24 protein-coding genes and 1 pseudogene are annotated in these 24,707 nt (G+C 72.8%); 17 read left to right on the top strand and 8 right to left on the bottom strand.

The window, feature by feature from the left end; all coding sequences use genetic code 11:
* The first annotated feature begins 3 nt into the window (after positions 1-3).
* Positions 4-350, top strand: a pseudogene (locus tag AB0J57_RS09760) (DUF664 domain-containing protein).
* 100 nt (positions 351-450) lie between these two features.
* On the opposite strand, the gene sodN reads toward AB0J57_RS09760, so the two are convergent.
* On the bottom strand, positions 451-846 hold the full coding sequence (gene sodN, locus AB0J57_RS09755) for a superoxide dismutase, Ni (RefSeq protein WP_084895967.1): 396 nt from the start codon (positions 844-846) through the stop codon (positions 451-453).
* Positions 847-989: 143 nt separating this feature from the next.
* Here sodN and sodX point away from each other — a divergent pair, with 143 nt between their 5' ends.
* Positions 990-1,430, top strand: a complete 441-nt coding sequence (gene sodX / locus AB0J57_RS09750; protein ID WP_366127506.1) for a nickel-type superoxide dismutase maturation protease — start codon at positions 990-992, stop codon at positions 1,428-1,430.
* Here the strand turns inward: sodX and AB0J57_RS09745 are convergent.
* The gene (locus tag AB0J57_RS09745; RefSeq protein WP_366127505.1) at positions 1,334-1,963 is read right to left on the bottom strand and encodes a CGNR zinc finger domain-containing protein; all 630 of its coding nucleotides are present in this window, start codon (positions 1,961-1,963) and stop codon (positions 1,334-1,336) included. The genes sodX and AB0J57_RS09745 overlap by 97 nt on opposite strands.
* Before the next feature lie 84 nt (positions 1,964-2,047).
* Here AB0J57_RS09745 and AB0J57_RS09740 point away from each other — a divergent pair, with 84 nt between their 5' ends.
* Entirely contained in the window at positions 2,048-2,809 is a 762-nt protein-coding gene (locus tag AB0J57_RS09740) for a class I SAM-dependent methyltransferase (protein ID WP_366127504.1), read from the top strand.
* Between the two features lie 59 nt (positions 2,810-2,868).
* On the opposite strand, the gene AB0J57_RS09735 is transcribed toward AB0J57_RS09740, so the two are convergent.
* From AB0J57_RS09735 to AB0J57_RS09725, 3 genes are read right to left on the bottom strand one after another with little or no spacing between them, the layout of a single operon-like run.
* Entirely contained in the window at positions 2,869-3,630 is a 762-nt protein-coding gene (locus AB0J57_RS09735; RefSeq protein ID WP_366127503.1) for an amino acid ABC transporter ATP-binding protein, read from the bottom strand.
* Entirely contained in the window at positions 3,627-4,571 is a 945-nt protein-coding gene (locus tag AB0J57_RS09730; protein WP_366127502.1) for an amino acid ABC transporter permease, read from the bottom strand. The genes AB0J57_RS09735 and AB0J57_RS09730 overlap by 4 nt, the downstream gene beginning before the upstream one ends.
* 43 nt (positions 4,572-4,614) lie before the next feature.
* Positions 4,615-5,604, bottom strand: coding sequence for an ABC transporter substrate-binding protein (locus tag AB0J57_RS09725; protein ID WP_366127501.1), 990 nt, complete (start codon positions 5,602-5,604; stop codon positions 4,615-4,617).
* 564 nt (positions 5,605-6,168) lie between these two features.
* Here AB0J57_RS09725 and AB0J57_RS09720 point away from each other — a divergent pair.
* The 7 genes from AB0J57_RS09720 to AB0J57_RS09690 all read left to right on the top strand — a co-directional run bounded on the left by AB0J57_RS09720 (position 6,169) and on the right by AB0J57_RS09690 (position 12,953).
* Entirely contained in the window at positions 6,169-7,386 is a 1,218-nt protein-coding gene (locus AB0J57_RS09720) for an NADP-dependent malic enzyme (RefSeq protein ID WP_366127500.1), read from the top strand.
* 211 nt (positions 7,387-7,597) lie between these two features.
* Positions 7,598-8,170 carry a phosphoesterase gene (locus AB0J57_RS09715; protein WP_366127499.1) on the top strand — a complete coding sequence of 191 codons (573 nt, stop codon included), beginning with the start codon at positions 7,598-7,600 and terminating at the stop codon, positions 8,168-8,170.
* Entirely contained in the window at positions 8,167-9,720 is a 1,554-nt protein-coding gene (locus tag AB0J57_RS09710; protein ID WP_366127498.1) for an alkaline phosphatase D family protein, read from the top strand. The genes AB0J57_RS09715 and AB0J57_RS09710 overlap by 4 nt, the downstream gene beginning before the upstream one ends.
* A gap of 59 nt (positions 9,721-9,779) precedes the next feature.
* Entirely contained in the window at positions 9,780-10,745 is a 966-nt protein-coding gene (locus AB0J57_RS09705; RefSeq protein ID WP_366127497.1) for a zinc-binding dehydrogenase, read from the top strand.
* A gap of 60 nt (positions 10,746-10,805) precedes the next feature.
* On the top strand, positions 10,806-12,146 hold the full coding sequence (locus tag AB0J57_RS09700; RefSeq protein WP_366127496.1) for a cellulase family glycosylhydrolase: 1,341 nt from the start codon (positions 10,806-10,808) through the stop codon (positions 12,144-12,146).
* Between the two features lie 31 nt (positions 12,147-12,177).
* Entirely contained in the window at positions 12,178-12,387 is a 210-nt protein-coding gene (locus AB0J57_RS09695) for a helix-turn-helix domain-containing protein (RefSeq protein ID WP_056794174.1), read from the top strand.
* A complete protein-coding gene (locus AB0J57_RS09690) occupies positions 12,387-12,953 on the top strand; it encodes a Clp protease N-terminal domain-containing protein (protein WP_366127495.1) in 567 nt (188 codons plus the stop codon). Before AB0J57_RS09695 ends, AB0J57_RS09690 begins: the two co-directional genes overlap by 1 nt.
* A gap of 296 nt (positions 12,954-13,249) precedes the next feature.
* Here AB0J57_RS09690 and AB0J57_RS09685 read toward each other — a convergent pair whose 3' ends face one another.
* Both AB0J57_RS09685 and AB0J57_RS09680 read right to left on the bottom strand, forming a co-directional pair.
* Positions 13,250-14,104 carry a PadR family transcriptional regulator gene (locus tag AB0J57_RS09685; protein ID WP_366127494.1) on the bottom strand — a complete coding sequence of 285 codons (855 nt, stop codon included), beginning with the start codon at positions 14,102-14,104 and terminating at the stop codon, positions 13,250-13,252.
* Position 14,105: 1 nt separating this feature from the next.
* Positions 14,106-14,936, bottom strand: a complete 831-nt coding sequence (locus AB0J57_RS09680; RefSeq protein WP_366127493.1) for a DUF4097 family beta strand repeat-containing protein — start codon at positions 14,934-14,936, stop codon at positions 14,106-14,108.
* Between the two features lie 115 nt (positions 14,937-15,051).
* On the opposite strand from AB0J57_RS09680, the gene AB0J57_RS09675 reads away from it, so the two are divergent.
* On the top strand, positions 15,052-15,879 hold the full coding sequence (locus tag AB0J57_RS09675; protein ID WP_366127492.1) for a hypothetical protein: 828 nt from the start codon (positions 15,052-15,054) through the stop codon (positions 15,877-15,879).
* On the opposite strand, the gene AB0J57_RS09670 is transcribed toward AB0J57_RS09675, so the two are convergent.
* The gene (locus AB0J57_RS09670) at positions 15,880-16,062 is read right to left on the bottom strand and encodes a DUF6104 family protein (protein ID WP_019075209.1); all 183 of its coding nucleotides are present in this window, start codon (positions 16,060-16,062) and stop codon (positions 15,880-15,882) included.
* Between the two features lie 194 nt (positions 16,063-16,256).
* On the opposite strand from AB0J57_RS09670, the gene AB0J57_RS09665 reads away from it, so the two are divergent.
* From AB0J57_RS09665 to AB0J57_RS09640, 6 genes are all read left to right on the top strand, one after another.
* On the top strand, positions 16,257-16,628 hold the full coding sequence (locus tag AB0J57_RS09665; protein WP_366127491.1) for a CU044_2847 family protein: 372 nt from the start codon (positions 16,257-16,259) through the stop codon (positions 16,626-16,628).
* Positions 16,621-18,648 carry a trypsin-like peptidase domain-containing protein gene (locus tag AB0J57_RS09660; RefSeq protein ID WP_366127490.1) on the top strand — a complete coding sequence of 676 codons (2,028 nt, stop codon included), beginning with the start codon at positions 16,621-16,623 and terminating at the stop codon, positions 18,646-18,648. Before AB0J57_RS09665 ends, AB0J57_RS09660 begins: the two co-directional genes overlap by 8 nt.
* 136 nt (positions 18,649-18,784) lie before the next feature.
* Complete coding sequence (locus AB0J57_RS09655) at positions 18,785-19,807, top strand: MoxR family ATPase (RefSeq protein ID WP_366127489.1); 1,023 nt, start codon at positions 18,785-18,787, stop codon at positions 19,805-19,807.
* A gap of 7 nt (positions 19,808-19,814) precedes the next feature.
* Positions 19,815-23,228 carry an SAV_2336 N-terminal domain-related protein gene (locus AB0J57_RS09650; RefSeq protein ID WP_366127488.1) on the top strand — a complete coding sequence of 1,138 codons (3,414 nt, stop codon included), beginning with the start codon at positions 19,815-19,817 and terminating at the stop codon, positions 23,226-23,228.
* Positions 23,225-23,410, top strand: coding sequence for a hypothetical protein (locus AB0J57_RS09645; RefSeq protein WP_366127487.1), 186 nt, complete (start codon positions 23,225-23,227; stop codon positions 23,408-23,410). The genes AB0J57_RS09650 and AB0J57_RS09645 overlap by 4 nt, the downstream gene beginning before the upstream one ends.
* Positions 23,407-24,642, top strand: coding sequence for an FxsB family cyclophane-forming radical SAM/SPASM peptide maturase (locus tag AB0J57_RS09640; protein ID WP_366127486.1), 1,236 nt, complete (start codon positions 23,407-23,409; stop codon positions 24,640-24,642). Before AB0J57_RS09645 ends, AB0J57_RS09640 begins: the two co-directional genes overlap by 4 nt.
* Positions 24,643-24,707 lie beyond the last annotated feature (65 nt).

Raw genomic sequence — 24,707 nt, 5'->3', positions numbered from 1 at the left:
CGCATGGAGAACCCCGTGGTCACGAGAACCGAACCCGCCCCGCTCGCCGATGAGCGCACCACGCTGACCGGCATCCTTCAGTACCAGCGCGGCACTCTGGTCATGAAGGTCGCCGGCCTCACCGCCGACCAGCTCCGCACCCGGGCGGTCCCGCCGTCGTCCCTCTCCCTCCTCGGCCTCGTCCGGCACCTGGCCGAGGTCGAGCGCGGCTGGTTCGCCAACACGTTCAACGGCGAGAGCCGCCCCGCCCACTGGCCCCGCCGCCCGGACGGCGGCTAGAGGAGTACGCCCGCCACAACGGCCACGCCGACCTCCTCCGCGAGCGCCTGGACGGCACCACCGGCGAGTAGCCCCGGCATCGAGGGACGCACGGCAACGCACGGCGGCCCGGCCATGGCGGGTGCCGCATGGCCGGGCCGTCGTCGCTGCTGTGCTGCGTGGGTGGGCAGCTCAGGCCTTCTTGGTCTCCCAGAAGATCTTGTCGATCTGCGCGATGTAGTCCAGCGCCTTCTGGCCCGTCGCCGGGTCGGTCGACGCCTTGGCGGCCGAGAGGGCCTTCAGGGCGTCGTTGACGAGCTGGTGAAGCTCCGGGTACTTCTCGAAGTGCGGCGGCTTGAAGTAGTCGCTCCACAGCACCGAGACGTGGTGCTTGGCGAGCTCCGCGCGCTCTTCCTTGATGGTGGTCGCGCGGGCCTGGAAGTGCGGGTCGTCGTTCGCCTGCATCTTCTCCTGCGTGGCCTTGACCGACTCGGCCTCGATGCGGGCCTGGGCCGGGTCGTAGACACCGCAGGGGAGGTCGCAGTGCGCGCTGACCTTCACCTTCGGGGCAAACAGGCGGGAGAGCATTGAGCCGTCCTTCCTCGTGATCGTCTTCTCAGGTGGGACATTACTCCGTGACAGACGGGTTTTCGCGAGTGCCCCCATGGGCTTACGACAAAAGTCCAGGGTGACCATGGGACTCGTGGAGGAAGGTCCAGGAGGTGTGCCGGATGACGGAGCAGGAGGGGCGGGGACGCGAGCGGGGGCCGAGGGTGCCGTTCGGGGTCGCGGAGGTGTCGGGGCCGTCGATGGTGCCCACCCTGCACCACGGTGACCAACTGCTGGTGCACTACGGGGCGCCGCTGCGGGCCGGGCACGTGGCCGTGCTGCGGCATCCGTTGCAGCAGGACCTGCTCATCGTGAAGCGGCTGGTCGAGCGGCGGGACGGCGGCTGGTGGGTGCTGGGGGACAACGGGGCCGCCGAGGCCGTGGACAGCCGCGCCTTCGGCCCCGTACCGGAGGATCTGGTGCTCGGGAGGGTGCGGGCGCGGTACCGGGGGATACGGCCCGGGCGTCAGCGGTCGGTCAGGGTGGTGCTCTCCTGGCTGGTGTCGGCGGTGCGGCCGGTGCTCGCCGACCGTTCCGTCTCCAGGCGCTTGCGGGCCCGGTAGGCGGCGACGTTCGCGCGGGTGGCGCAGCGGTCCGAGCAGTAGCGGCGGGACCGGTTGGTGGAGGTGTCCAGGTACGCGTTGCGGCACGGGGCCGCCTGGCACAGGCCGAGCCGGTCGGCACCGAACTCGGTCAGGTGGAAGGCCAGGCCCATCGCGGCGATCGCGGCGTACCCGGCGGTCGCGTTGGAGGGGTGGTCGGCGAGGTGCATGTGCCAGCGCGGCCGGCCCTCGTCGTCGAGGAAATCGTGGCCGGAGATCTGCGGGCTGACCGGGAACTCCAGCAGCAGTGAGTTGAGCAGGTCCACGGCCCGCGTCTGGTCGCCGGCGTCGGCCGCGGTGAAGACCGCCCGCAGCCGCGCCCGTACCGAACGGAACCGGGTGACGTCCGCGTCGGTCGCGCGCCGCGCCATCTGCGAGGCCTCACCGAACAGGTCGCGGACCGCCTCCACCGAGGTGAGGGAGTCCTTGTTGCGCGCCGGCTCCTCGGTGTTCACCAGACGTACGGCGTAGTCCGAGTAATAGGCCAGTTCCACTTGTAGTCCTTACGGTGGTGGTCTACGGTCAGAGCACGGTCTTGTAACAGACAGGTCTGATACGAGGGTATTACGGAGGTCCTGGTGACGGAGACGACTGCGGCAACCGACTGGCGGGCCTGGCAGGAGAGCTGGGACCGCCAGCAGGAGTGGTACATGCCCGACCGCGAGGAGCGGTTCCGGGTCATGCTCGACATGGTCGAGGCCTTCACCGGCCCGGCGCCGAGGGTCCTCGACCTCGCATGCGGTACGGGGAGTATTACGGACCGGCTCCTGAAGAGGTTCCCGGACGCCGTCAGCACGGGCGTCGACCTCGACCCCGCGCTCCTCGCCATCGCCGAGGGGTACTTCGCCGGGGACGAGCGCGTGACCTTCGTACGGGCCGACCTCACGGACCCGGCGTGGGTGAAGGCGCTGCCGTACGACTCGTACGACGCCGTCCTGACCGCCACCGCCCTGCACTGGCTGCGCGTCGAGCCGCTGGCCGCGCTGTACGGGCAGCTCGGCGGGCTCGTCCGCGACGGCGGCGTCTTCATGAACGCCGACCACATGATCGACGAGACCACTCCGCGGATCAACGCCGCCGAGCGCGCCCACCGGCACGCCGCCATGGACCGCGCCAGGGACGCCGGCGCCCTCGACTGGGCCACCTGGTGGGAGGTGGCCGCCAAGGACCCGGTGCTGGCCGAGCCGACCGCCGAGCGGTTCGCGATCTACGGCGAGCACGCCGAGGGCGACACACCCTCCCTGGACTGGCACGCCCGCACCCTTACGGAGGCCGGTTTCGCGGAGGCGCGGGCGGTCTGGTCCTCGCCGTCGGACGCGCTGGTGCTCGCGCTGAAGTAGCGACCGGGCACGAAAGGGGCGGTACGGGACTCCTCCCGTACCGCCCCTTCGTGTGCGGACTACAGCACCTTCGACAGGAACGCCTTCGTGCGCTCGTGCTGCGGCTTGGTCAGGACGTCCTTCGGGTCGCCCGACTCCACCACCACACCGCCGTCCATGAACACCAGCGAGTCGCCGACCTCACGGGCGAAGCCCATCTCGTGCGTCACCACGACCATCGTCATGCCGGACTCGGCGAGGTCGCGCATGACGTCCAGGACGTCACCCACCAGCTCCGGGTCCAGCGCCGACGTCGGCTCGTCGAAGAGCATCAGCTTCGGCTCCATCGCCAGCGCGCGGGCGATCGCCACGCGCTGCTGCTGGCCGCCGGAGAGCTGCGAGGGGTAGTTGCCGGCCTTGTCGGCCAGGCCGACCCGGTCCAGCAGTTTGGCCGCCCGCTCCCGGGCCACGGCCTTCGACTCGCCCTTGACCTGGACCGGCGCCTCCATGACGTTCTCCAGCGCCGTCATGTGCGGGAACAGGTTGAAGCGCTGGAAGACCATGCCGATGTCCCGCCGCTTGAGCGCGACCTCGCTGTCCTTGAGCTCGTACAGCTTGTCGCCCTTCTGGCGGTAGCCGACCAGCTCGCCGTCGACGTACAGCCGGCCGGCGTTGATCTTCTCCAGGTGGTTGATGCACCGCAGGAACGTCGACTTGCCGGAGCCGGACGGGCCGATGAGGCAGAACACCTCGCCCGACTGCACCTCCAGGTCGATGCCCTTGAGGATGTGCGCTGCGCCGTAGGACTTGTGGACGCCTTCGGCCTTCACCATGGCGGTCATGCGGTACCTCCCGTGGCCGGTCGGTTGGACAGGGAGAGCACGTTGGCCTTGATCTTCTGGAACACCGTGGGCGGCAGTTGGCGCGAGGAGCCGCGTGCGTAGTACCTCTCAAGGTAGTACTGGCCCACGCTGAGGATCGAGGTCAGGATCAGGTACCAGGCGGCGGCGAGGAAGAGCATCTCCACCGGGGCGCCGGACGTCTGGCCGATGTCCTGGGCGTTGCGCAGCAGCTCGTAGTACTGCACGGCTGCCACCAGCGAGGTCGTCTTCAGCATGTTGATGACCTCGTTGCCCGTGGGCGGCACGATCACGCGCATCGCCTGCGGGATCACGATCCGGCGCAGGGTCTTGCCGTGGCTCATGCCGAGGGCGTGGGCGGCCTCGGTCTGGCCCTCGTCGACCGCGAGGAGACCCGCGCGGCAGATCTCGGCCATGTACGCGGCCTCGTTCAGGCCCAGGCCCAGCAGCGCCGTCAGGAACGGCGTCATGAAGTCGGCCCACTCGTCCTTGTAGACCGGGCCGAGGTTGATGTACTCGAAGACCAGGCCCAGGTTGAACCAGACGAAGAGCTGGACCAGGACCGGGGTGCCCCGGAAGAACCAGATGTAGAACCAGGCGATCGACGAGGTCACCGGGTTCTTCGACAGCCGCATCACCGCCAGGATGATGCCGCCGACGATGCCGATCGCCATCGACAGGACGGTCAGCAGGAGGGTCTGTCCCATGCCTTCGACGATCCGGTCGTCGAAGAAGTAGTCCGGGACGGCGCCCCAGTTGATCTTGCCCTGCGCGAAGGCGTAGATGATCGCGGCGAAGAGCGCGATGGCGACGACGGCGGTGACGTACCGGCCGTAGTGCCGGACCGGGATCGCCTTGATGGCTTCCGGTCCGGCGGGCGGCGTGGAGTCCTCCGGGCCCGTCTTCTTGATGTCAGTAGTCAAGGTGGTGCCTTTCAGGGGCCTACGTGGCGCTGGTGGCCGGGATTCAGGAACCGCCGTTGATCTTGGCTTCGGTCACCGCACCGGCGGCGACACCCCACTTGTCCAGGATCTTCTTGTAGTCGCCATTGGCGATGACGGCGTCCATCGCGGCCTTGATCGCGTCACGGAGCTGGGTGTTGCCCTTGGCCACGGCGATGCCGTACGGCGCGGCCTCGACCTGCGGGCCGACGATCTGGAAGTCGTTGCCGCCGCCCGAGGTCTTGACCGTGTACGCCGCGACCGGGAAGTCCGAGGAGCCGGCGTCGGCGCCACCGGCGCGCAGCCGGGTCTGGGCCTGCTGGTCGGTGTCGAAGGCCTCGATCGTGATCTTGCCCTTCTTCGCCTTCACGCACCGCGCGGACTCGGCCTTGGCCAGGTCCTCGGAGACGGTGCCGCGCTGCACGACCAGCTTCTTGCCGCACAGGTCGGCCCAGGTCTTGATGCCCTTGTCGGCGCCCTTCTTGGTGTAGATCGACACACCGGCGTTGAAGTAGTCGACGAAGTCGACGCCCTCGCCGACCTTCTTCTTGGTCTCCGAGTCGATGCCCTGCTGGCGGTCCTTGGTGTCCGTCATCGCCGACATCGCGATGTCGTAGCGCTTGGCGCGCAGACCCGTGATCAGGGTGTCGAAGGTGCCGTTCTCGAACACGAACCGCACGCCGAGCTGCTTGCTCATGGCGTCCGCGAGGTCCGGGTCGATACCGACGACCTTGCCGTCCTTGTCCTTGAATTCGACCGGGGCGTACGCGATGTCCGACCCGACCTTGATCTCCCCCTTGTCGCGGATGGCCTGGGGCAGCCGGTCCGCGAGCGGTGCGGGGATCGCGGGCTTGCCGGTGGCCTGGTCCGTCTTGACCGGCTTGTCGGTCTGGTCGCCGCACGCGGTCAGCAGCAGCGAGCCGGCGACCGCGATCGCGGCGACCGCGGCCACCCGGGACGTACCCGACGTCCGGGTCTTCGCGGCGGTCGTACAGCGGGTGGTGCTTGCGGTCATGGTCGGGTTCCTCCGGCGGGTAAGAGGGGGATCCAAAGAGGGGTCGGGCACGCACCTTCGGGTGTCGCGACCTCGTGTGATTCCGCATCTTGCCATTCGGACTGGCCCAAACAGGGGGCCGCGCATGTCAAAATCGGGTAACGGGAGACCCCCGAACCCCAACAGGCCGGTACATCAAGGCCGGACCTTCTACGGGGTTGCCTTCTTCCCGCCGGAAAATCTCCGGTTGATCTCGTCATTTGGACGCGATAGCAGTCGCAAACCAGGTCGCGTACGGATTTGTCCAGAAATCCGGCTATGAGTCATGTCACCGGGTCCCTGCTGTGGCCGGGGTCGAGCCGGACGCGATTTACGGACTCGTCGATGGAGCCGTCTGTCGGGTAAGAAGGACCTTTACACCCCTCATCCGGGGCTCAGGGCGCGTGTGCGGCGCGCCCGACGCGTACGTACCTCCCCCTGCAAGGGCGGGCCAACCGCCTCGCGCAGGCACGGACGCGGTGCCCGCCCACCCCTCCTCAACCAGGAGTGGCCACCCTCGAACGAAATGACTTAAGGGGTCAACAAATGGCAGCGGAGATCGTCAATCCTCGCAGCGACAGTGACAACAGTGCGGAGAGTGCCTCCGACGAGCCCTTCGATCCGGCGTTCGCGCTGCATCGGGGCGGCAAAATGGCCGTCCAGGCCACGGTGCCGGTGCGGGACAAGGACGACCTGTCCCTCGCCTACACGCCCGGCGTCGCCAAGGTGTGCAGCGCCATCGCCGAGCGGCCCGAGCTCGTGCACGACTACACCTGGAAGTCCCAGGTCGTCGCCGTCGTGACGGACGGCACGGCCGTGCTGGGACTCGGTGACATCGGCCCGGAGGCGTCCCTCCCGGTCATGGAGGGGAAGGCGATCCTCTTCAAGCAGTTCGGCGGCGTGGACGCGGTGCCCATCGCGCTCGCCACGACCGACACGGACGAGATCGTGGAGACCGTCGTCCGCCTCGCCCCGTCCTTCGGCGGAGTGAACCTGGAGGACATCTCGGCCCCCCGGTGCTTCGAGATCGAGCGCAAGCTCCAGGAGCGGCTCGACATCCCGGTCTTCCACGACGACCAGCACGGCACCGCCGTGGTCACCCTGGCCGCCCTCCGGAACGCCGCGAAGCTCACCGGCCGCGGCCTCGGCGACCTGCGCGCCGTGATCTCCGGCGCGGGCGCGGCCGGTGTGGCCATCGCCAAGTTCCTCCTGGAGGCCGGGCTCGGTGACGTGGCGGTCGCGGACCGCAAGGGCATCGTCAGCCGGGACCGCGAGGACCTCACGCCGGTCAAGCGCGAGCTCGCCGAGCTCACCAACCGCGCCGGGCTCTCCGGCTCCCTGGAGAGCGCGCTGGCGGGCGCCGACGTCTTCATCGGCGTCTCCGGCGGTACGGTGCCGGAGCCGGCGATCGCGTCGATGGCGCCGAACGCCTTCGTCTTCGCGATGGCCAACCCGAACCCGGAGGTCCACCCCGACGTCGCGCACAAGTACGCCTCCGTCGTGGCCACCGGCCGGTCCGACTACCCGAACCAGATCAACAACGTGCTCGCCTTCCCCGGCATCTTCGCGGGCGCGCTCCAGGTGCGGGCGTCCCGGATCACCGAGGGCATGAAGATCGCCGCCGCCAACGCGCTGGCCGACGTGGTCGGTGACCAGCTCGCCGCCGACTACGTGATCCCGTCGCCGTTCGACGAGCGGGTCGCCCCGGCCGTGACGGCCGCCGTGGCCGCCGCCGCGCGCGAGGAGGGCGTCGCCCGCCGCTGACGCGCCGGTCGGTCCGTCCGAAGGGCCCTGATCCGTCTTCCCAGGGGAGGCGGAACAGGGCCCTTCCGCGTACCCGGATCTTGGACTTTCCGCACAGGTCCTTGGACCGCCCGCGCAATGTTCGCCGCCGCTCTTCCGGAGGTTCACGTACGGCTGCTGTGATGCAGCGCGCCAAGCCACCCCACGGAACAACAGCACACAGGAGGCGCGAGTGAATCTGGTCGTCAACGGAGACGCCGAGAGCGGTCCCGGAGGTACCGCCGAGCCCGTCGGGACCGTCACCGGCTGGCAGGTCGTGCAGGGCGCGCCCGCCCTCATCGCGTACACCCTCGGCGGGGGCTACCCCACCGCCTCCGACCCCGGCCCGGCCCAGCGCGGGAGCCGGTTCTTCTCCGGCGGGAACTCGCCGCGCACCGCCCTCGTGCAGGACATCGCCCTGCCCGCGACCGGGCCCACCGGACACGCCGCCATCGACGCCGGGCAGGTGCGGTACGCCGTGGGCGCCTGGCTCGGCGGATACGCGTCGCAGGAGGACGGCGCCCGGCTGTCGGTGGAGTTCCGCGACGCCAAGGGCACGCCGGTCGCCCTGAGCGTGCTGGGTCCCGTGACGTCCGGGGAGCGCAAGGGGCGCACGGGACTGCTGGAGCGCAAGGCCGGGTCCCTCGTCCCGCCCGGCGCCCGCACCGCGCGCGTGCTGCTCGTTTTCACCCGGACCGGGGGCGGCACGTCGAACGACGGTTACGCGGACGGGATCACGCTCACGCTCACGGGGGTACAGAAATGACGCTCGACCGACGCAGCCTGCTCAAGGCCGCCGGCGCCGCCGGGGCCCTCAACGTCGTGTGGCCGCTCAGCGCCGGCCTCTCGCCCGCCCAGGCGCGCGAAGCCGCAGAGGCGCTCGGCGCCGACTACGACCCGGCGCCCTTCACCCTCGGCGTCGCCTCCGGTGACCCGCAGCCCACGAGCGTCGTGCTGTGGACGCGCCTCGCGCCCGAGCCGCTCGCCGCCGAGCAGAACCTCCCGGACGTCGTCGAGGTCGAGTGGGTGGTGGCCGAGGACCAGGCGCTCAGCCGGATCGTCGCCCGGGGCACCGCGCCCGCCTCCGCGACGCTCGGCCACAGCGTCCACGTACCCGTGGGCGGGCTGGGCGCGGGCCGCCACTACTGGTACGCGTTCAAGGCGCTGGGGAAGGCCAGCCGGGTGGGCCGGACGAAGACCGCGCCGGTCGGCAGCGTCTCGCGGGTACGGTTCGCCACCGCCAACTGCCAGGCGTTCCACGACGGCTACTACGCCGCCCACCGGGGCATCGCCCGCGAGAACGTCGACTTCGTCGTCCACCTGGGCGACTACATCTACGAGCACGGGCCGGTGGGCGGCGACCACGTGCGGGACCACGAGGGGCCCGCGGTGTTCACGCTCGCCGACTACCGGCGCCGCCACGCCCTCTACAAGGGCGACGCCTCCCTGCGCGAGGCCCACGCCGCGCACCCCTGGTTCCTGACCTGGGACGACCACGAGGTCGCCAACGACTACAGCGGTACGGGCGGTGGGGCGCCGTTCATGCAGCGGCGGGCGGCCGCGTACCAGGCCTGGTACGAGAACATGCCGCACCGGGACGGCGGGGAGTCCGCGCTGCCCGACCCGGTGATCCACCGAGCCCGCCGCTGGGGCGACCTGCTGGAGCTGACCGTCCTGGACCTGCGCTCCTACCGCTCCGCCCAGAACCTGGCCAACGGCACCATCCTGGGCGCCGGCCAGAAGTCCTGGCTCAAGACCGGCATCGACCGGGCGCCCGACTCCTGGCACGTGTGGGCCAACTCGATCATGCTGAGCCAACTGCGGGGCCGGCCGGGCGGCTCGTACATGTTCACCGACCAGTGGGACGGCTTCCTCGCCGAGCGCAAGGAGGTGCTGAACCATGTCCACTCCAGCGGCCTCGAAGACCTCGTCGTCGTCACCGGCGACTGGCACTCGGCGTTCGTCGACGACATCCGGGTGGACTTCGACGACACCTCCTCGCCGCTCGTCGGTACGGAGTTCACGGCCCACTCGGTGACCTCGGGCGCGTACTCCGCCGACTGGAACGCGACCAACGGCCCACTGATGGGCCAGGCCAACCCGCACCTGAAGTACTTCGAGGGCAACCGGTACGGCTACGACGTCTACGACGTGACGCCGCAGCGGCTCAGCGCCCACATGCGGGTGATCGCCGACCGCCGCGACCCGCTCTCCCCGGTCACCACGCTCACCACCTTCCACGTGGACCGGGGCAAGACGGGCTCGTACGAGGACCCGGCGACGAAGGGCTCGCCGGCCCAGTGGCGCCGGGACTGACGCACGTCACACCGGTGCGCGGTTCCGCCGCGCACCGGTGCCGCCCTAATCTCAACGTCATGTTCGCTGCCTACGCCGCCCGAATCGACCGCGACCAGCCGCTGAACGGCCTTGAGCTGGGCGAACGCCCGGCCCCCGAGGTACGCCCCGGCTGGACCACCGTCACCGTCAAGGCCGCCTCCCTCAACCACCACGACCTGTGGTCGCTGCGGGGCGTCGGGCTCGGCGAGGACAAGCTCCCGATGATCCTCGGCTGCGACGCCGCCGGCCTCGACGAGGACGGCAACGAGGTCGTCGTCCACTCCGTCATCGGGCAGACCGGCCACGGCGTCGGGCCCAACGAGCCGCGCTCCATCCTGACCGAGCGGTACCAGGGCACGTTCGCCGAGAAGGTCGCCGTCCCGGCCTGGAACGTACTGCCCAAGCCGAAGGAGCTGTCCTTCGAGGAGGCCGCCTGCCTGCCGACCGCGTGGCTCACCGCGTACCGCATGCTCTTCACCAACGCGGGCGTACGCCCCGGTGACTCGGTCCTCGTGCAGGGCGCGGGCGGCGGGGTCGCCACGGCCGCGATCGTCCTCGGCAAGGCCGCCGGGCTGCGGGTCTTCGCCACCAGCCGCGACGAGGCCAAGCGCAAGCGCGCGATCGAGCTGGGCGCGGTGGAGGCGTACGAGCCGGGCGCGCGGCTGCCGCAGCGGGTGGACGCGGTCATCGAGACCGTCGGCGCCGCCACCTGGTCGCACTCGGTCAAGTCGCTGCGGCCGGGCGGCACGCTGGTCATCTCGGGCGCGACGAGCGGCGACCGGCCCTCGCACGCCGAGCTGACCCGCATCTTCTTCCTGGAGCTGAAGGTCGTGGGCTCGACCATGGGCTCCAAGGACGAGCTGGAGGACCTGCTCGCGTTCTGCGCGGCGACGGGCGTGCGGCCGGTCATCGACGAGGTGCTGCCGCTGGACCGGGCGCGGGAGGGCTTCGAGAAGATGGCGGCCGGGGACCTCTTCGGAAAGATTGTCCTCAACCCCTCTTGATGGTCCGTCAGCTCCGCTGATGGGATCTCCGGCACTGTCCACCGTGCCGGAGGTCCCGTCATGCGCACCCTCGCCCTCGCACTCTCCGCCGCCCTGCTGGCCCTCGCCCCGCCCGCCCCGGCGGCCGCCGCCGAGCCCGGCATACCCCGCCTCACCGACGACCGGGGCCGCGTCCTCACGCTGCGCGGCTGGAACGTCGAGGACAAGAGGAACCGCGGCGAGGCGGCGCTGTCCGCCATCACCGAGAAGCACTTCCGCGACATGCGCGCGCGGGGCTTCAACTTCGCCCGGCTGCTGGTCTTCTGGGACGACCTGGAGCCCAGGCGCGGCCAGTACAGCGAGGCGTACCTCCGCAAGATCGAGCGGATCCTGGACTGGGCGGAGAAGCACGACGTCCACGTCCTGATCGACGCCCACCAGGACGTCTTCGGCCCCGCCTTCGGCCACCGGGGCATCCCGGAGTGGGCCACCCGCACCGACGGCCTGCCGTTCACCCCGCACCCGGACGACTGGTTCGCCGAGTACTTCGAACCGGCCGTGCAGCGGGCCTTCACGCACCTGTACGAGGACGAGGACCTCCGTCGCGCCCAGGCACGGATGTGGCGGGTACTCGCCGACCGCTTCGAGCACCACCCGGCGGTGCTCGGCTACGACCTCATCAACGAGCCGATGGGCGAACTGCGCGAGGGCGAGGACCTGCCGGCGGCCGCCCGCCGGATCGAGCACGACCACCTCACACCCATGTACAACCGGCTGGCGGACGCGGTCCGCTCGGTCGACGACGACAACTGGGTCTTCGTCGAGCCGACGCCGATCGTGGGCGAGGGCGTCCCCACGGGCCTGGGGAAGATCAAGGACCCGAAGGTCGTCTACGCCCCGCACTTCTACAACACCGCGATGGAGGCGGGCGCGGACTACGACCCCTCGGCCGGCTGGATCGAGGCGTACGAGGCGGCGGTGACGCGGTACCCGAAGGAGTACGGCGTGCCGATCATCGTGGGGGAGTGGGGCCCGCTGAACAACTCCCTGCCGAACATGGGCCGCTTCTACCGCGAGGCGCTGGCCTCCCTGAACCGCTACAGCTCCGGCTGGGCGGGCTACGTCTGGTGCTACGGCGGCGGGTACTGCGCGGTGGACGGCTCGGGTGCCTGGCGCACCAACAAGGAGCAGACGGCGGCGCCGTACGCGGAGGCGGTGGCGGGCCGGGTGGTCGAGCAGAGCCCGTCCCGGCTGGTGTACGTCGCGGGGCGCGGCGGCGCCACGGTCCTCTCGCTGCCGAGCCCGAGCGGCTGGCGGGTGACGGTGGAGGGGCGGGCGCGCGTGGTCCCGGGCCCGGCCGGGCGGGTGGTGGTACGGGCGGTACCGGGCGCGACGGTCACGGTGACTGTCAACCAGGGTTGACGTCCGGTCATTGTCAACGTAAGTTGACACCATGACCGAAGCGACCGATCTCGCCGCACGCGCGGGCGACCGTGACCCCCGGGTCGGCCTGCGAGCCGTGGCCGCGCTGCGGCGGCTGCTGGAGCAGTTGGAAGCCGTACAGGTCCGCAGCGCCCGGGCCCAGGGCTGGTCGTGGCAGGAGATCGCGGCCGAGCTGGGCGTCAGCCGGCAGGCCGTACACAAGAAGTACGGGAGGCATTGATGTTCGAGCGATTCACCGAGGCTGCCCGGGCCGTCGTCAAGGGCGCCGTCGCCCACGCGGAACGCCAGGACGCCGACTCCGTCACCGACGAGCACCTGCTCCTCGCCCTGCTCGACCTGGAGGGCACCCCGTCGGCCGCCGCCTTCGCCGCGCTCGGCATCTCAAGCCGGCGCGCCTCCATGGAGTCCGCCCTCGCCGAGGCCCGGCGGCGCGGCGGCCTGACCCGGGCGGACACGGACGCCCTGGCGGGCATCGGGATCGACGTGACCGAGATCGTCTCGAAGATCGAGGCGGCCCACGGGACGGGCGCCCTGGCGGGCGACCGCCCGGCGAAGCGCCGCCGGTCGGGCCACCGGCCCTTCACCCGCCCGGCCAAGGACGCGCTGGAGAAGTCCCTCCGCGTCGCCCTCGGCCGCGGCGACCGCCACATCGGCGACGAACACCTCCTGCTGGCCCTGGCGGCCCGCCCGGGCGTCGTCGCCGACGTCCTCGCCGAACACGGCGCGACGCACGGGGCGCTGGAGCGGGCGATGTCCGCGCCGGACGGCGACGCCAGGGCGAGCTGACCGGACGTGGGAGTTGGCGCCCCCACACCCCGGGCGCGGCAGTTGCGCGCCGCGTGGGCGCCCCGGCGGGCCCGCCCAGCCGGGACCGCAAACCGAGGCCTAGGGTCTTTCGTTTGGATCAGGCTGGATCAGCGAGTGGCGTCTGGCGCCGTGCATCGCAAGGCGGAGGAGGGAGCCACTGCGGTGGGGGCACCTCCCGTGCCCGAAGGGCTACGGGGGACATTGGCGACCGACGACCACGCCGCGAGGTGCGGTGTCCAGGCGTCACGAGCCCAGCAAGATCCGAACGAGAGGCCCTAGTCCCGCGCCCCCCGCAGCAGCGCGACGATGTGGGCCGCCGTCGTGGAGAGGTGGCGGCGGGCCTCGGTGAGCTGGGTGGGGGTGACGCCGTGGTCGCGGGCCGCGTCGCGGATGTCGTCGCGGAAGCGGTCCAGCAGGCGTTCCAGGTCGCGGGCCGGGTCGGCGGACGGGCCGGTGTCCTGTGCCCACTCCGGGGTGTCGGCCGGGGCGGGCTTGGTGTGCTGCGGTGCGCCGCCGAGCAGGCCGCCCAGCCTGCCGGCCAGGTCGGCGAGGCCCTGGGCGCCCTCGCCCCGCAGCACCTGGTCCTGGACCTGCTGGACGATCCGCTGCATCTGCTGGCGCGCCGCCTGGGCGTCCTCGCGGGCGCGGCGTGACTCGTCCTTGGCCCGCCGGGCCTGGTCCTTCCACTCCTGCTTGGCCCGGCGCCAGGCCGCCCAGTCGTCGTCAGGGGGCGGTGTGGTGCGCCGGGTCTCGCCCGCCGCCGCCCGCATCTCGCGCCGCAGGGTGCCCGCCGCGCCGCGCACGTCGTCGCGGATCTCGGCGGCGAGCTCGGAGACCGAGTCGCGGATCTCCAGCTCCAGGTCGGCCAGTTCGGCGCTGCGTCCGGCCAGTTCCTCGCGCCCGGCGTCGGTGATCGAGTACACCTTGCGGCCGCCCTCGGTGGCGTGCGTGACCAGGCCCTCGGCCTCCAGCTTGGCCAGGCGCGGGTACACGGTGCCGGCGGAGGGCGCGTACAGGCCGTGGAAGCGCTCCTCCAGCAGCCGGATCACCTCGTAGCCGTGGCGCGGCGCCTCGTCGAGGAGCTTGAGCAGGTAGAGGCGGAGCCGGCCGTGGGCGAAGACGGGGGGCATGTCAGAGCGCCTTTCCGGTGGGGGCTTCCTCGGGCCGGCGGAGCAGTGCGATCGAGCCGGAGACCGTGGTGGCCTTCAGCGTGCCCCTGCCTTCGCCGAGCGTGCCGGTGATCTTCTTGGCGCCCCATTGTCCGCTGACCCGCAGGTCGTCGAACGCGCTGGAGACGGCACCTCCCGTGGTGTGGGCCTCGACCTTCGCGTTCGCGGGGTGGGGCAGCCGGATGGCGACCTCGCCGGAGACGGTGGTGAGCCGGATGTCGGTGGGCTCCTCGGCGGGGTCGAGGTCGATGACCATGTCGCCGCTCACCGAATCCGCCCGTACGGAGGTGCCGGCGCCCTCGATGATCGTGAGGTCGCCCGACACGGAGTTGAAGCGGAGGTCGCCGGTGACCGCCTGGGACTCCACGTTGCCGGAGACGGTGTCGGCGCGGACCGGGCCCGAGAGGCCCACGAGCGTGGTGTCCCCCGTGACGCCGCGTACCTCCGTACGCCCCCGGACGCCCGACACCACGGCCTCGGCGCCGACCACGCCGACCTCGACGTCGGCGCCGGCCGGGACGGCGAGGGAGACGACGGCGCTGCGGTGCCACCCCTTGCGGTCGAGCCACTTGAGGAAGCCCTTCCAGGGCAGGTCCTCATAGGCGATGGTCACGGTGGAGCCCTGCTGCGTGATGATCAGCGGTGGGCCCTCGACCTCGGAGATCTCCACTCGCGTCGAGCGCTCGTCGGTGCCCACGACGTTGACCGTCCCATTGACGACGCGCACGTTGAGCGCCGTCACGGGCTCGTCGAGGGTCAGTTTCGTCGGCTCGTTGACGGACCACTCCGGCATGGGGCCTCCCCGGTACGTGACGCAACATATCGCGTCTCCTGTCGATACACGATATATCGCGGTGCGGTGAAGTCAAGTGCGCCGAAACCGGGCAAATTGGCCTAGCGTAAGGCCCATGAACGCGACTTCCCCGGGCGTGCTGCTGTTCTGCCGGGCCGACACGGCGTCCGTACGGCCCCCGGCCCTGCTGCTGCGCGAGCGGCTGCTCCTCGCCCCGGCCGGCCCCGACTGGAGCGTGCTGGTCCCCGAGGGAAAGCCCTGGCGGGACGGCGCCGAACCGGTCGACCGGGTCGCCGCGGGCTGGGCCGGCGCCCTGACCGTCGGCGTGACGTGGCCCGTGGTCGCCCTGTGGTGGGACGCCGACCGCGCGGGCTGCGTCCTGGCGACCGGCTTCCGCCGCCCCGTCGGCTACACCTGGCTCGCGGACGGCACCCCCGCCGGCGAGGACGAGGCCATGCACACCTTCGCCGCCCGCCTCGGGCTCGACCCCGTCCTGGACATCCGGGACCTCGAACCCCTCACCCGCCCCGACAAGCACGCCGACGCCCCGGCCCGCCTGCTGGGCCTGGCGGCCGTCCTGTCCCGGCACGGCCTCACCCTCCCGCCGGGGCTCACCCCCGGCGAACCCGCCGCGCGCCTGTGGGCCGCCGCCGAGGGACAGGGTGCGGAGGCCGTCGAATGGCACGGCTGGCTCGACGCCGTACGCACCGAACTGGACGCCGTCGAGGAGGGCCCGCTCGGCCCCTGGATCTGCGGCCCGCGCGCCCGCGCCCTCGGCACCGCCCAACTGGCGGCGGGCGTACCCCTGCTCGCCTGGGCGCTCATCCGCCGCAGCCCCGGCTGGGCGGCGGCCGGCGCGCTCCTGATCGCCCAGGGCGCGCTGGGCCTCGCCTACGACCGCCTGCGCGGCCCCCGCCCGCCGACCACCGCTGACTACCGCTGACTACTCGTCGTCGTCCTCGTCGTCCAGCCGCGCCAGCCAGGTGGCCAGACGCTCGACGGGGACCTCGAAGTCGGGGTTGAGGTCGACGAACGTACGCAACTGCTCGGCGAGCCACTCGAAGGTGACCTCCTCCTCGCCGCGCCGCTTCTCCAGCTCCTCGATGCCACGGTCGGTGAAGTACAAGACGTGCTCCCGGGTTCCTGCTCGGTGTTCCCCCTCAGGGTATGGCGTCCCCCGGAGCTCCCCCGCCCCCGGACCTGTCCGGATTTCGGCGCTCCGTGCTCTCGCCCGCGCCTGCCCCCGGCCAGTAGCCTCGATCTTCGGATCGTTTCGGCCCGGGACGGGGCCGACAGGGCCAGACACGGGGGGAGCCGGCGATGGACGGACAGATCCGCAGAATCGAGCTGGACAACGGCGAGGTCGTGTACGCCCGGGTCAGTGCCGCCGCCGGAGGTTACGGCGCGGCCGACCGCGACGTCGGCGTCGGCGACCGGGCGGCGGCGAAGCTGGAGGAGCTGACCGAGCTGATCCAGCGGGTCGGCGGCACCGTGCTGGACGCCGCGTCCGCCGTGAAGCCGCACGAGGCGTCGATCTCGTTCGGCGTGGAGCTGACCGTCAAGTCGGGCAAGGCGATCGCGGTCCTCGCGGAGGGTGAGGCCAAGGCGTCCCTCCAGGTCACGCTCACCTGGCAGCTCGGCGACGGCGACGGTGCCGCGCCCGCCGCCGCGCCCGCGCCCACGAATGGCTGACGCCCACACCGACCTCGACGCACTCGTCCGGGAAGCCACCGTCCGCTTCCTGCCCGCGGACCCGGCCGACCCGCGCATGTGGGGCAGCGGCTTCCTGGTGGCGCCCGGGTGGGTGCTGACCTGCGCCCACGTCCTGCTGCCGTACCTGCGGGACGACCCCGGCCAGGAGTTCCGGGTCGCGGGCTCACCGGCGTACTACGGCATCGACCCCGTACCGGCCAAGCTGGAGCGCTGGCTGGTCAAGGACCCGTGGAGCGAGACGGTACCGGCGGCCCAGGACCTGGCGCTTGTCCGGCTGTCGTCCGGCGACGGCGTCGAGCACCGGTGCGTCTGGCTCAGCGACCAGGCCGTACTGCCCGTCGGCGAGCGCCGGGTGTACGGCTTCCGGCCCGCGGACGACCCGGAGCAGCCCTACGAGATGTGGACCGGGCACATCGCCGACAACGTGTCCGACGGCCGCTGCTCGATCCGGTTCACGCCCATGGCCGAGTTCCCGCCCGGCGTCTCCGGCGGACCCGTCCTCGACCCCGTCTCCGGCGCGGTCGTCGCCGTCACCAAGTTCGGCCGGTACGGCAAGGACGGCGGCGGGGCCGTCCCCGTCGCCGCGCTGCGCGCCTTCGGGACGCTGTACCGGGACGTCATGGCGGAACACGACCTCTGGCACGCCCGCCACGCGGACAGTTTCGGGAGCTGGCTCCACCACCAGGAACTCCTCCTCGGCCAGGAACCCGGCAACGCCGACCTGTGGTCACCGGGCGACCAGGTCACCTCGCTGCGGCTGCTGGCCGGGCTGGCCGACCCGCCCCCGCAGGGTGCCGTCGAGCGGCTCGCGCAGCGCGTGCGCAACGACCGGGCGCCGCTCGCCTACCCGCCGCCCACCGCCTGGCGCGACGGCCACGGCCTGCTGTACGGGCCGCACGGCCGGCCGTTCCCCGCCATCGCGTTCCTGCACTATCTGCGCCTGGTGTCGCTGCTGGTCAAGGACATGGGGGGCAAGGACGCCGCCACCGGGGCCGTGGAGGAGCTGGACGCCTGGATCGTCACGCGCACCCGGCGCGTGACGCCGTTCCAGCACCATCTGGTGACGGAGGCCAGGCTGCCCGACCTGGCGCCGAGCCCGCGCACCGGGCAAGCCGCCGTGGGCGCCGCCCAGATGCCGGACCGGGTCGTCATCCCGTACCCCGCCTCCGGCGACCGGGCCAGCGTGGTGGTGGTCGAGATCGAGCCCTTGCCGTACCGGAACCTGCACTGGCAGATCCGCATCGACGACGGCAGTGGCGACGGCGAGATCTTCGACTCGGAGAAGGACCCGGACGGGGTCGAACAGGCCAGGCTGCTGGAGCGGCTGCGGCGGCCCCTCGACGAGGCGTTCCAGATCGCCGACGCGGCCAACGGCCACCCGGCCGCGTGCGAAGTGGTCCTGCCGGCCGCCGACTTCGACACCCCGGTGCACCGCTGGCAGCTCGCGGAGATGGCCCGGCTCGGCGACGAGGCGCACCTGCCGATGGGCGTGCGCCGCCGCGTCGTCCTCCGTGACCTGGGCCGCCGGGGCCGCACGGACGAGGCGTGGACGCGGCGCTGGGAGGCGGTGGTGTCCGCCGGGCGGCTGTCCGCCGTTCGTACGCCGCCGGGCGGACAGTCGCCGAGGCGGCGGCACTTCACGGACATGGCGGCGTGCGACATCCCGGTGCTGTGCCGCCCGGCGGGCCGGGGCGCCGGGCGCAGAGCCATGGAGATGGCGCTCGAAACCGGCCACGGGATCGTCCTGTGGCACATCGAGGGGCACGCCAGGTCCACCGCGTGCGCCGGCGACTGCGACACCTTCCACCAGCGCGCCGCCGAGCTGCTCGGCGAGACGGCCGCCGCCCATGAACTCCCCGACCGGCTGCGCCGTATCAGAGAAGAGATACACGAAGGCCACGACCAGGAGCACTGGGCCGAAGGGGTCGCGGTCCTCTACGACGACCCCGGCCGGCCGGTGCCCGCGGGACCCCTGGGACTGTGGAGCTCACCGGCATGAAACAGACAGGTAGTTGGCCGGAAATCGGCCATGAGTGGCCGCTCGGCGGGTACGTTTTCAGGGGCCCGCTGTGGGCGCGCCTCGCCCCCGTCGGCCGGAACGCGGGTACCCACCGAACGCCGACGAGGAGCAGGTCATGGACGACTGGCTGATTTACCGGGGGCAGGGTCAGCCGGACCCGGAGCGCATCGGCCGGCTCCCCGACCCGCCGCGCTGGCGCCGCTTCAGCGGCGAACCGCTGCCGCACGAGGCGCCCCCCATCGACCACAGCAGCACCCGGCGGCTGGGCACCCGCGCCCCGCTGCCGATCCAGGACGAGGAAGCCCTCCAGCTCATCAACGCCGCCCTCTACCTGCGGCGCCCGCTGCTGGTGACCGGCGAACCCGGCTCCGGCAAGAGCACCCTCGCCCACGCCGTCGCCCACGAACTGGGCCTCGGCCGCGTCCTCCAGTGGCCGATCGTCTCCCGCAGCGAACTGCGCGACGGGCTGTACGCGTACGACGCCATCGGCCGCCTCCACGACGCCCAGCTCTCCCGGGAACGGGACGACGACGGCCCGGAGGACGACGGCGGCATCGGGCGCTACATCAGGCTCGGGCCCCTCGGCACCGCCCTGCTGCCCGGCCGCCGGCCACGCGTGCTCCTCATCGACGAGCTGGACAAGAGCGACATCGACCTGCCCAACGACCTCCTCAACGTGCTGGAGGAGGGCGAGTTCCGCATCCCCGAACTGGAGCGCATCGCCGACCGCCCCGGGCAGCGCACCGTCCACGTCCTCGACGAGGACGGCAGCCGCGTCCCGGTCACCGAGGGCCGGGTGACGTGCCACGCCTTCCCGTTCGTCGTGATGACCAGCAACGGCGAGCGCGACTTCCCCGCCCCGCTGCTGCGGCGCTGCATCCACCTCAAGCTGGAGCCGCCGCGCAACGAACGCCTCGCCGCCCTCGTCCAGGCCCACTTCGGGGAGGGCGCGGAGGAGGACCACCGCGATCTTCTGGAGAGCTTCGCCGAAGGCGACCACAACGGCGAACTGCGCCTGACCGACCAGCTCCTCAACGCGATCTTCCTCACCCAGTTCGCGGCCCGCGAGGACCACGTCCGGCGCGAGGAGATCGCCGACCTGCTGATGCGCCCCCTCGACCAGCGCCCCCGGCGGTGACCCCGCCGTGCCCGCCGCTCCCTCCCCCGCACCCGGCTCGGCGAGCGGCCTGCTCACCGAGCTGGTCGCGCGGCTGAGGGAGGCCGACCTCGGCCCCACCTGCGAAGAGGTCGCCGACGCGCTCTGGCTCGCCCAGTGGGTCACCCCCACCGGCCGCTCCGGCTCCACCGGCGCCGGCACGGAGCCCGCCCCCCACCCCCCGCCGCCCGGCCCGTCCGGCGACGCCCACCCCCGCCCCGCGCCCCTCCCGCCCGCGCAGCCGCACGAGGAGGCCCCCGGCGGCGCACCGCGCGAGGGCCGCGCCGGGCTGTCCGCCCCGGGCGGCTCGGCCACTCCCGGCGACAGCGGCGACGGCGCCGACGGCGGCGCCCGGGTGTGGGTGCCCACCGCCGCCACCCTGCCCGACCCGATCGCCCTCCAGCGCGCGTTACGCCCCCTGCAACGGTTCCAGGCGCCCCGCGCGCCCGTCCGCCGCGTACTCGACGAACGCGCCACCGCCGACCGGGCCGCCGACACCGGGCTCACCGTCCCGGTGCTGCGCCGCGAACGCCGCCGCGAGGCGCGCGTCCAACTGCTCATGGACGTCTCGTCGTCCACCGTCGTCTGGCAGCAGACCCTGGAGGAGCTGCGCACCGTCTGCGAACGCGCCGGGGCCTTCCGCGACGTCAGCCTCCTGTACCTGCACGCCCACGCCGACGGCACCCCCGGCGTCGCCACCACACCCACCAGGCCCGCCACCCCGCTGCGCTCGCCCGCCCAGCTCGCCGACCCCACAGGACGCAAGCTGACCCTGCTGCTCAGCGACTGCGCCGGGCCCATGTGGCGCACCGGCGAACTGCACCGGCTGCTGCACCGGTGGGCGGCGACCGCACCCGTCGCGGTCGTGCAGCCGCTGCCCCAGCGGATGTGGCGCAACGCGCAACTGCCCGCCTGGCCCGGCGTCCTCCGCCGCCCCGAAGGGGCCGGCGGGCGGCTGACCTTCACCACCCGCGCCGCCCGGCCGCCCGGGGCCGTCCCCGTGCCCGTCCTGGCACCCAACCGGATCGCCCTGGAGACCTGGGCCCGGCTGGTCTCGGCCACCGGACAGCTCTCGCTGCCGGGCGCCGCCGGATGGGTCGGCGCCGGCCCGCCGCCCGCCCCGCCCGGCCCGGCCGCGCGCCCGCACGTGACCCCCGCCGAGCGGGTGCGGGCCTTCCGCTGCCACGCCTCGCCGTCGGCGGTACGGCTCGCCGAGTACCTCTCCCTGGTCCCGCTGGTGCTGCCGGTCATGCAGCTCGTCCAGCGGGCCATGCTGGTCGGCAGCGGACCCGACGTCCTCGCGGAGGTGCTGCTCGGCGGGCTGCTCAGGCGCAGCGACGAGGACCACGAGGGCGACGACGCGACGGAGCCCGCGTACGAGTTCCTCCCCGGCGTACGGGAGGAGCTGATGGCGCGCCAGGAGGCCGGGGACGCCCACCTCGTACTGAAGAAGTGCTCCCAGTACCTGGAACAGCGCTTCGGCACCGGCGTGCGCAACTTCCCCGCCATGGCCGCCGCCTACCTCGCGGGCACCGTGGAGTCGCAGGGCGGGGCCGACGACCCGAGGCTGCGCCGGTTCGCGGTGGTCTCCACCCAGGTGCTGCGCCACTTCCTGGTGCCGCCCCCGGTGTCCACCGCCGCGTCCGGCCCCGCCGACCTGGCCGCCCGCGCCCGCGAGAGCCTGGCCCGGTTCCGCCGCCAGAACACCGCCCGGGACCTCGACGCCGCCGTCCAGCTCCTGTCCGCCGCCGCACGGGCCACCACCGGCCGCGCCGAACAGGCGCCGCTGTACGCGGAGCTGGCCGAGGCCCTGCTGGAGCGCTGGCGGGCCCGCGCCCTCGGCGAGGACCTCCGGGACGCGCTGGCGGCGGCGGAGCGGGCCGTGCCGGAGGCGCCGGGGGCGTACGGGACCCTGGCCCGGGTGCTGCGGCACATGGAGCAGGAGGTGGACGCGGCCGGCGCGGACACGGACGCGGTGCCCGACCGGTTCCGGGAGGAAGCGGGCCGCGCTTCCCAGGGCCGCGCTTCCGGGGGCGGTGCCTCCGGGGACCGCGCTTCCGAGGGCGGCGAGGCGGAGGGCGGCGCGGCCGAGCCCGAGGCGGTGCGCTTCCTGCTGCTGACGTACGCCGAGGAGTGCCTGCGCGAGGCGTACGCCACGGCTCCCGGGAGGGCCGGGAGGACGGCGCTCGCCCATGTCCGGCTCCTCCAGCGGCTGGCCGTCGAGTTCGCCGAGCAGGCCGTCCGGCTGCTCGACCCCGCCCCGGAGGGGCCGGACCAGTGGGCCGCCGGCCTGATCAGCCGGGCCCTCGACGTACTGGACGCGGCCGATCCGCTGCGCCCCCCGGAGGCCGTGCGGTACTTCCGCGGGCTGCTGTTCCTCCACCTGGCCCGCCGGCGCGGGGCCGTCCGCCCCGAAGCCGTCCCCGACCTGGCGCGCACCGCGGCCGACGAACTGAACCACGCGCTCACCGCCCTGGAGCACACGCTCGCGCACCAGGGGGCGGAGAACGGAGAACCGGACTGGACGCCACAGCCCGTGGACCTGTTCACGGGCTGGATGGCGGTCGCCTCCGCCGAGGAGCTCACCGCTTCCGGCGCCACGGTCCTCATGCGGGTGCGGCGCGCCCTGGAACGGGCGCGGGCGGTCGCCGAGCGGTACCCGGCCTGGGAGGGCCGGGACGAGCAGTTGGCGGACTGCCTCCAGCAGACGGTACGGGTCTGGCTCCAGCTCTACGGGCCGGACGACGGGCACGAGCCCGTGGACGAGACGATCGCCATCCTGGAGGAGGCGCTGCGGCTCGCCCCCTCCGGCACCCCGCTGCACCGGGAGGTACTGATCAAGTACGGCAGTACGCTCCTCGTCCGCAAGCCGGCCGAGCTGGAGGAGGTGGAGGCGGTCGTCCGCATCTTCCGCGAGGCGGTCGACTTCGCCTCCGAGGCGTCGGAGGAGCTGGCCACGTACCGCGTCCAGCTCGGCCACGCCCTCTACCAGCGCTTCCGGCTGCGCGGTGCGCTCACCGACCTGCACGAGGCCGACTGGATACTCGGCGCCGGGGCGCGGGGCACCGACGACCCCGGGATCTCCGGCCTCGCCTGGATGCTCCGCGGGGACGTCGCCGTCGAGCTCCAGCGCACGACCGGCGCCACCGTACGGCTGACGGAGGCGGCCGGCCACTTCCACCGAGCGGCCGAGGACGCGCTGGCGACGGGCAACGCCGCCCTGGCCGCGGCCGCGCTGCGCAAGCGGGCCACCTGCCTGGAGGACACGGCGGGGCCGGCACGCGCCCTCGCCGAGTACCGCAAGGCCCTCCGGCTGCTGGAGGGCACCCCCGACGCGGAGGTCCTCACCTCGGCGCTCCAGCACGACATCGCGCGGCTCCGGGCCGGTGAGGCGGAGGAATGAGCGCAGCCCGCGTACCGGGTGACGCACCGCTGCCCGAATTCCCCGCGCTCGCCGCGATGACCGGTGACGACGGACCGGTGACCGGCCACCCGGTACTGGACGCGGTCCTGGCCGTCGTACGGGAGCGGGCCGGTCAGTCCGTCGTCGCCTACTACGACGACGCACCCGACGCCGCGCCATGACCGCCCCCGTACCGGCCGCCACCGAGCCGCTCTGGCCGCACCGGGCGCTGGACACCTCCCGCCTCCGCCCCGTGCCGCTGCGGCAGTTCGTGCTGAAGGTCCACAGCCGCTGCAACCTCGCCTGCACCTACTGCTACATCTACCGCGGCCCCGACACGAGCTGGCGCGAGCGCCCGGCCCGGGTGGACGCCCGGACCATGCGGCAGACCGCCCGGCGCATCGCCGAGCACGCCGCCGCCCACCGACTGGACCGCATCCGGGTCGACCTGCACGGCGGCGAGCCGCTCCTCGGCGGGCCCGGCACGGTCCTCGCCTACGCCCGAGCCGTCCGCGACGCGCTGCCCGGCCACTGCGCGGCGAGCGTCTGCGTACAGACCAACGGCACGCTGCTGACCGAACGGACCCTGGACCGGCTGGCCGCCGACGGCATCCGCGTCGGGCTCAGCCTCGACGGCGGGACCCGGGCCCACAACAGGCGCCGCGTCGACCACGCCGGCCGCCCCTCCTGGCCCGCCGCCGCCCGCGCCGCCCGCCTCCTGGCCCGCCGGGGCGACAGCTACGCCGGGGTGCTGTGCACGGTCGACGTCACGGCCCCGCCCGCCGAGGTGTACGCGTCCCTCGTCGCGCTCGGCGCGCCCCGCGTCGACTTCCTCCTGCCGCACGCCAACTGGGCCTCACCGCCGCCCGCCGTGCCGCCCGCCCGGCCCGGCAGACGGCCCCGCCCGACGCCGTACGGCGACTGGCTGGCCGAGGTGTTCGACCTGTGGTGGCACGGAGGCCGGATGGTCACCCAGGTCAGGGTCTTCGGCGAGATCCTGGCCCTGCTGCTGGGCGCCCCCAGTGCCACCGAATCCGTCGGCCTGTCGCCGATGACCGCCGTCGTCGTCGACACGGACGGCTCCATCGAGCAGGCCGACTCGCTCAAGTCGGCCTACCCCGGCGCCCCCGTCACCGGCCTCGACGTCTTCCGCCACGGTTTCGACCGGGCGCTGCGCCACCCCGGCATCGCCGCCCGGCAGCTCGGCGCGGCCGGGCTCGCCGCCGAGTGCCGGGCCTGCCCGGTGGTGCGGGTGTGCGGCGGCGGCAACTACGCCCACCGGTACGCCCCGCGCACCGGATTCCTGCACCCCAGCGTCTACTGCGCCGACCTCGAACGCCTCGTACGTCATGTGGCGGACCGGCTGTGTGAGCTGGAAGACACCCGTCACTGTTCGCGAACCGGCCCTCACTGACCGGAAACTGACGCACAATCGAATGACTCCAATCAAGACTCGCGCACGAGGCTGACTCATTGAGG

Source organism: Streptomyces sp. NPDC049837 (genome assembly GCF_040674455.1).
Lineage (GTDB): Bacteria > Actinomycetota > Actinomycetes > Streptomycetales > Streptomycetaceae > Streptomyces.
Note: the sequence above shows the minus strand (reverse complement) of the source record. Positions and strands in the feature narration are given on the sequence as shown.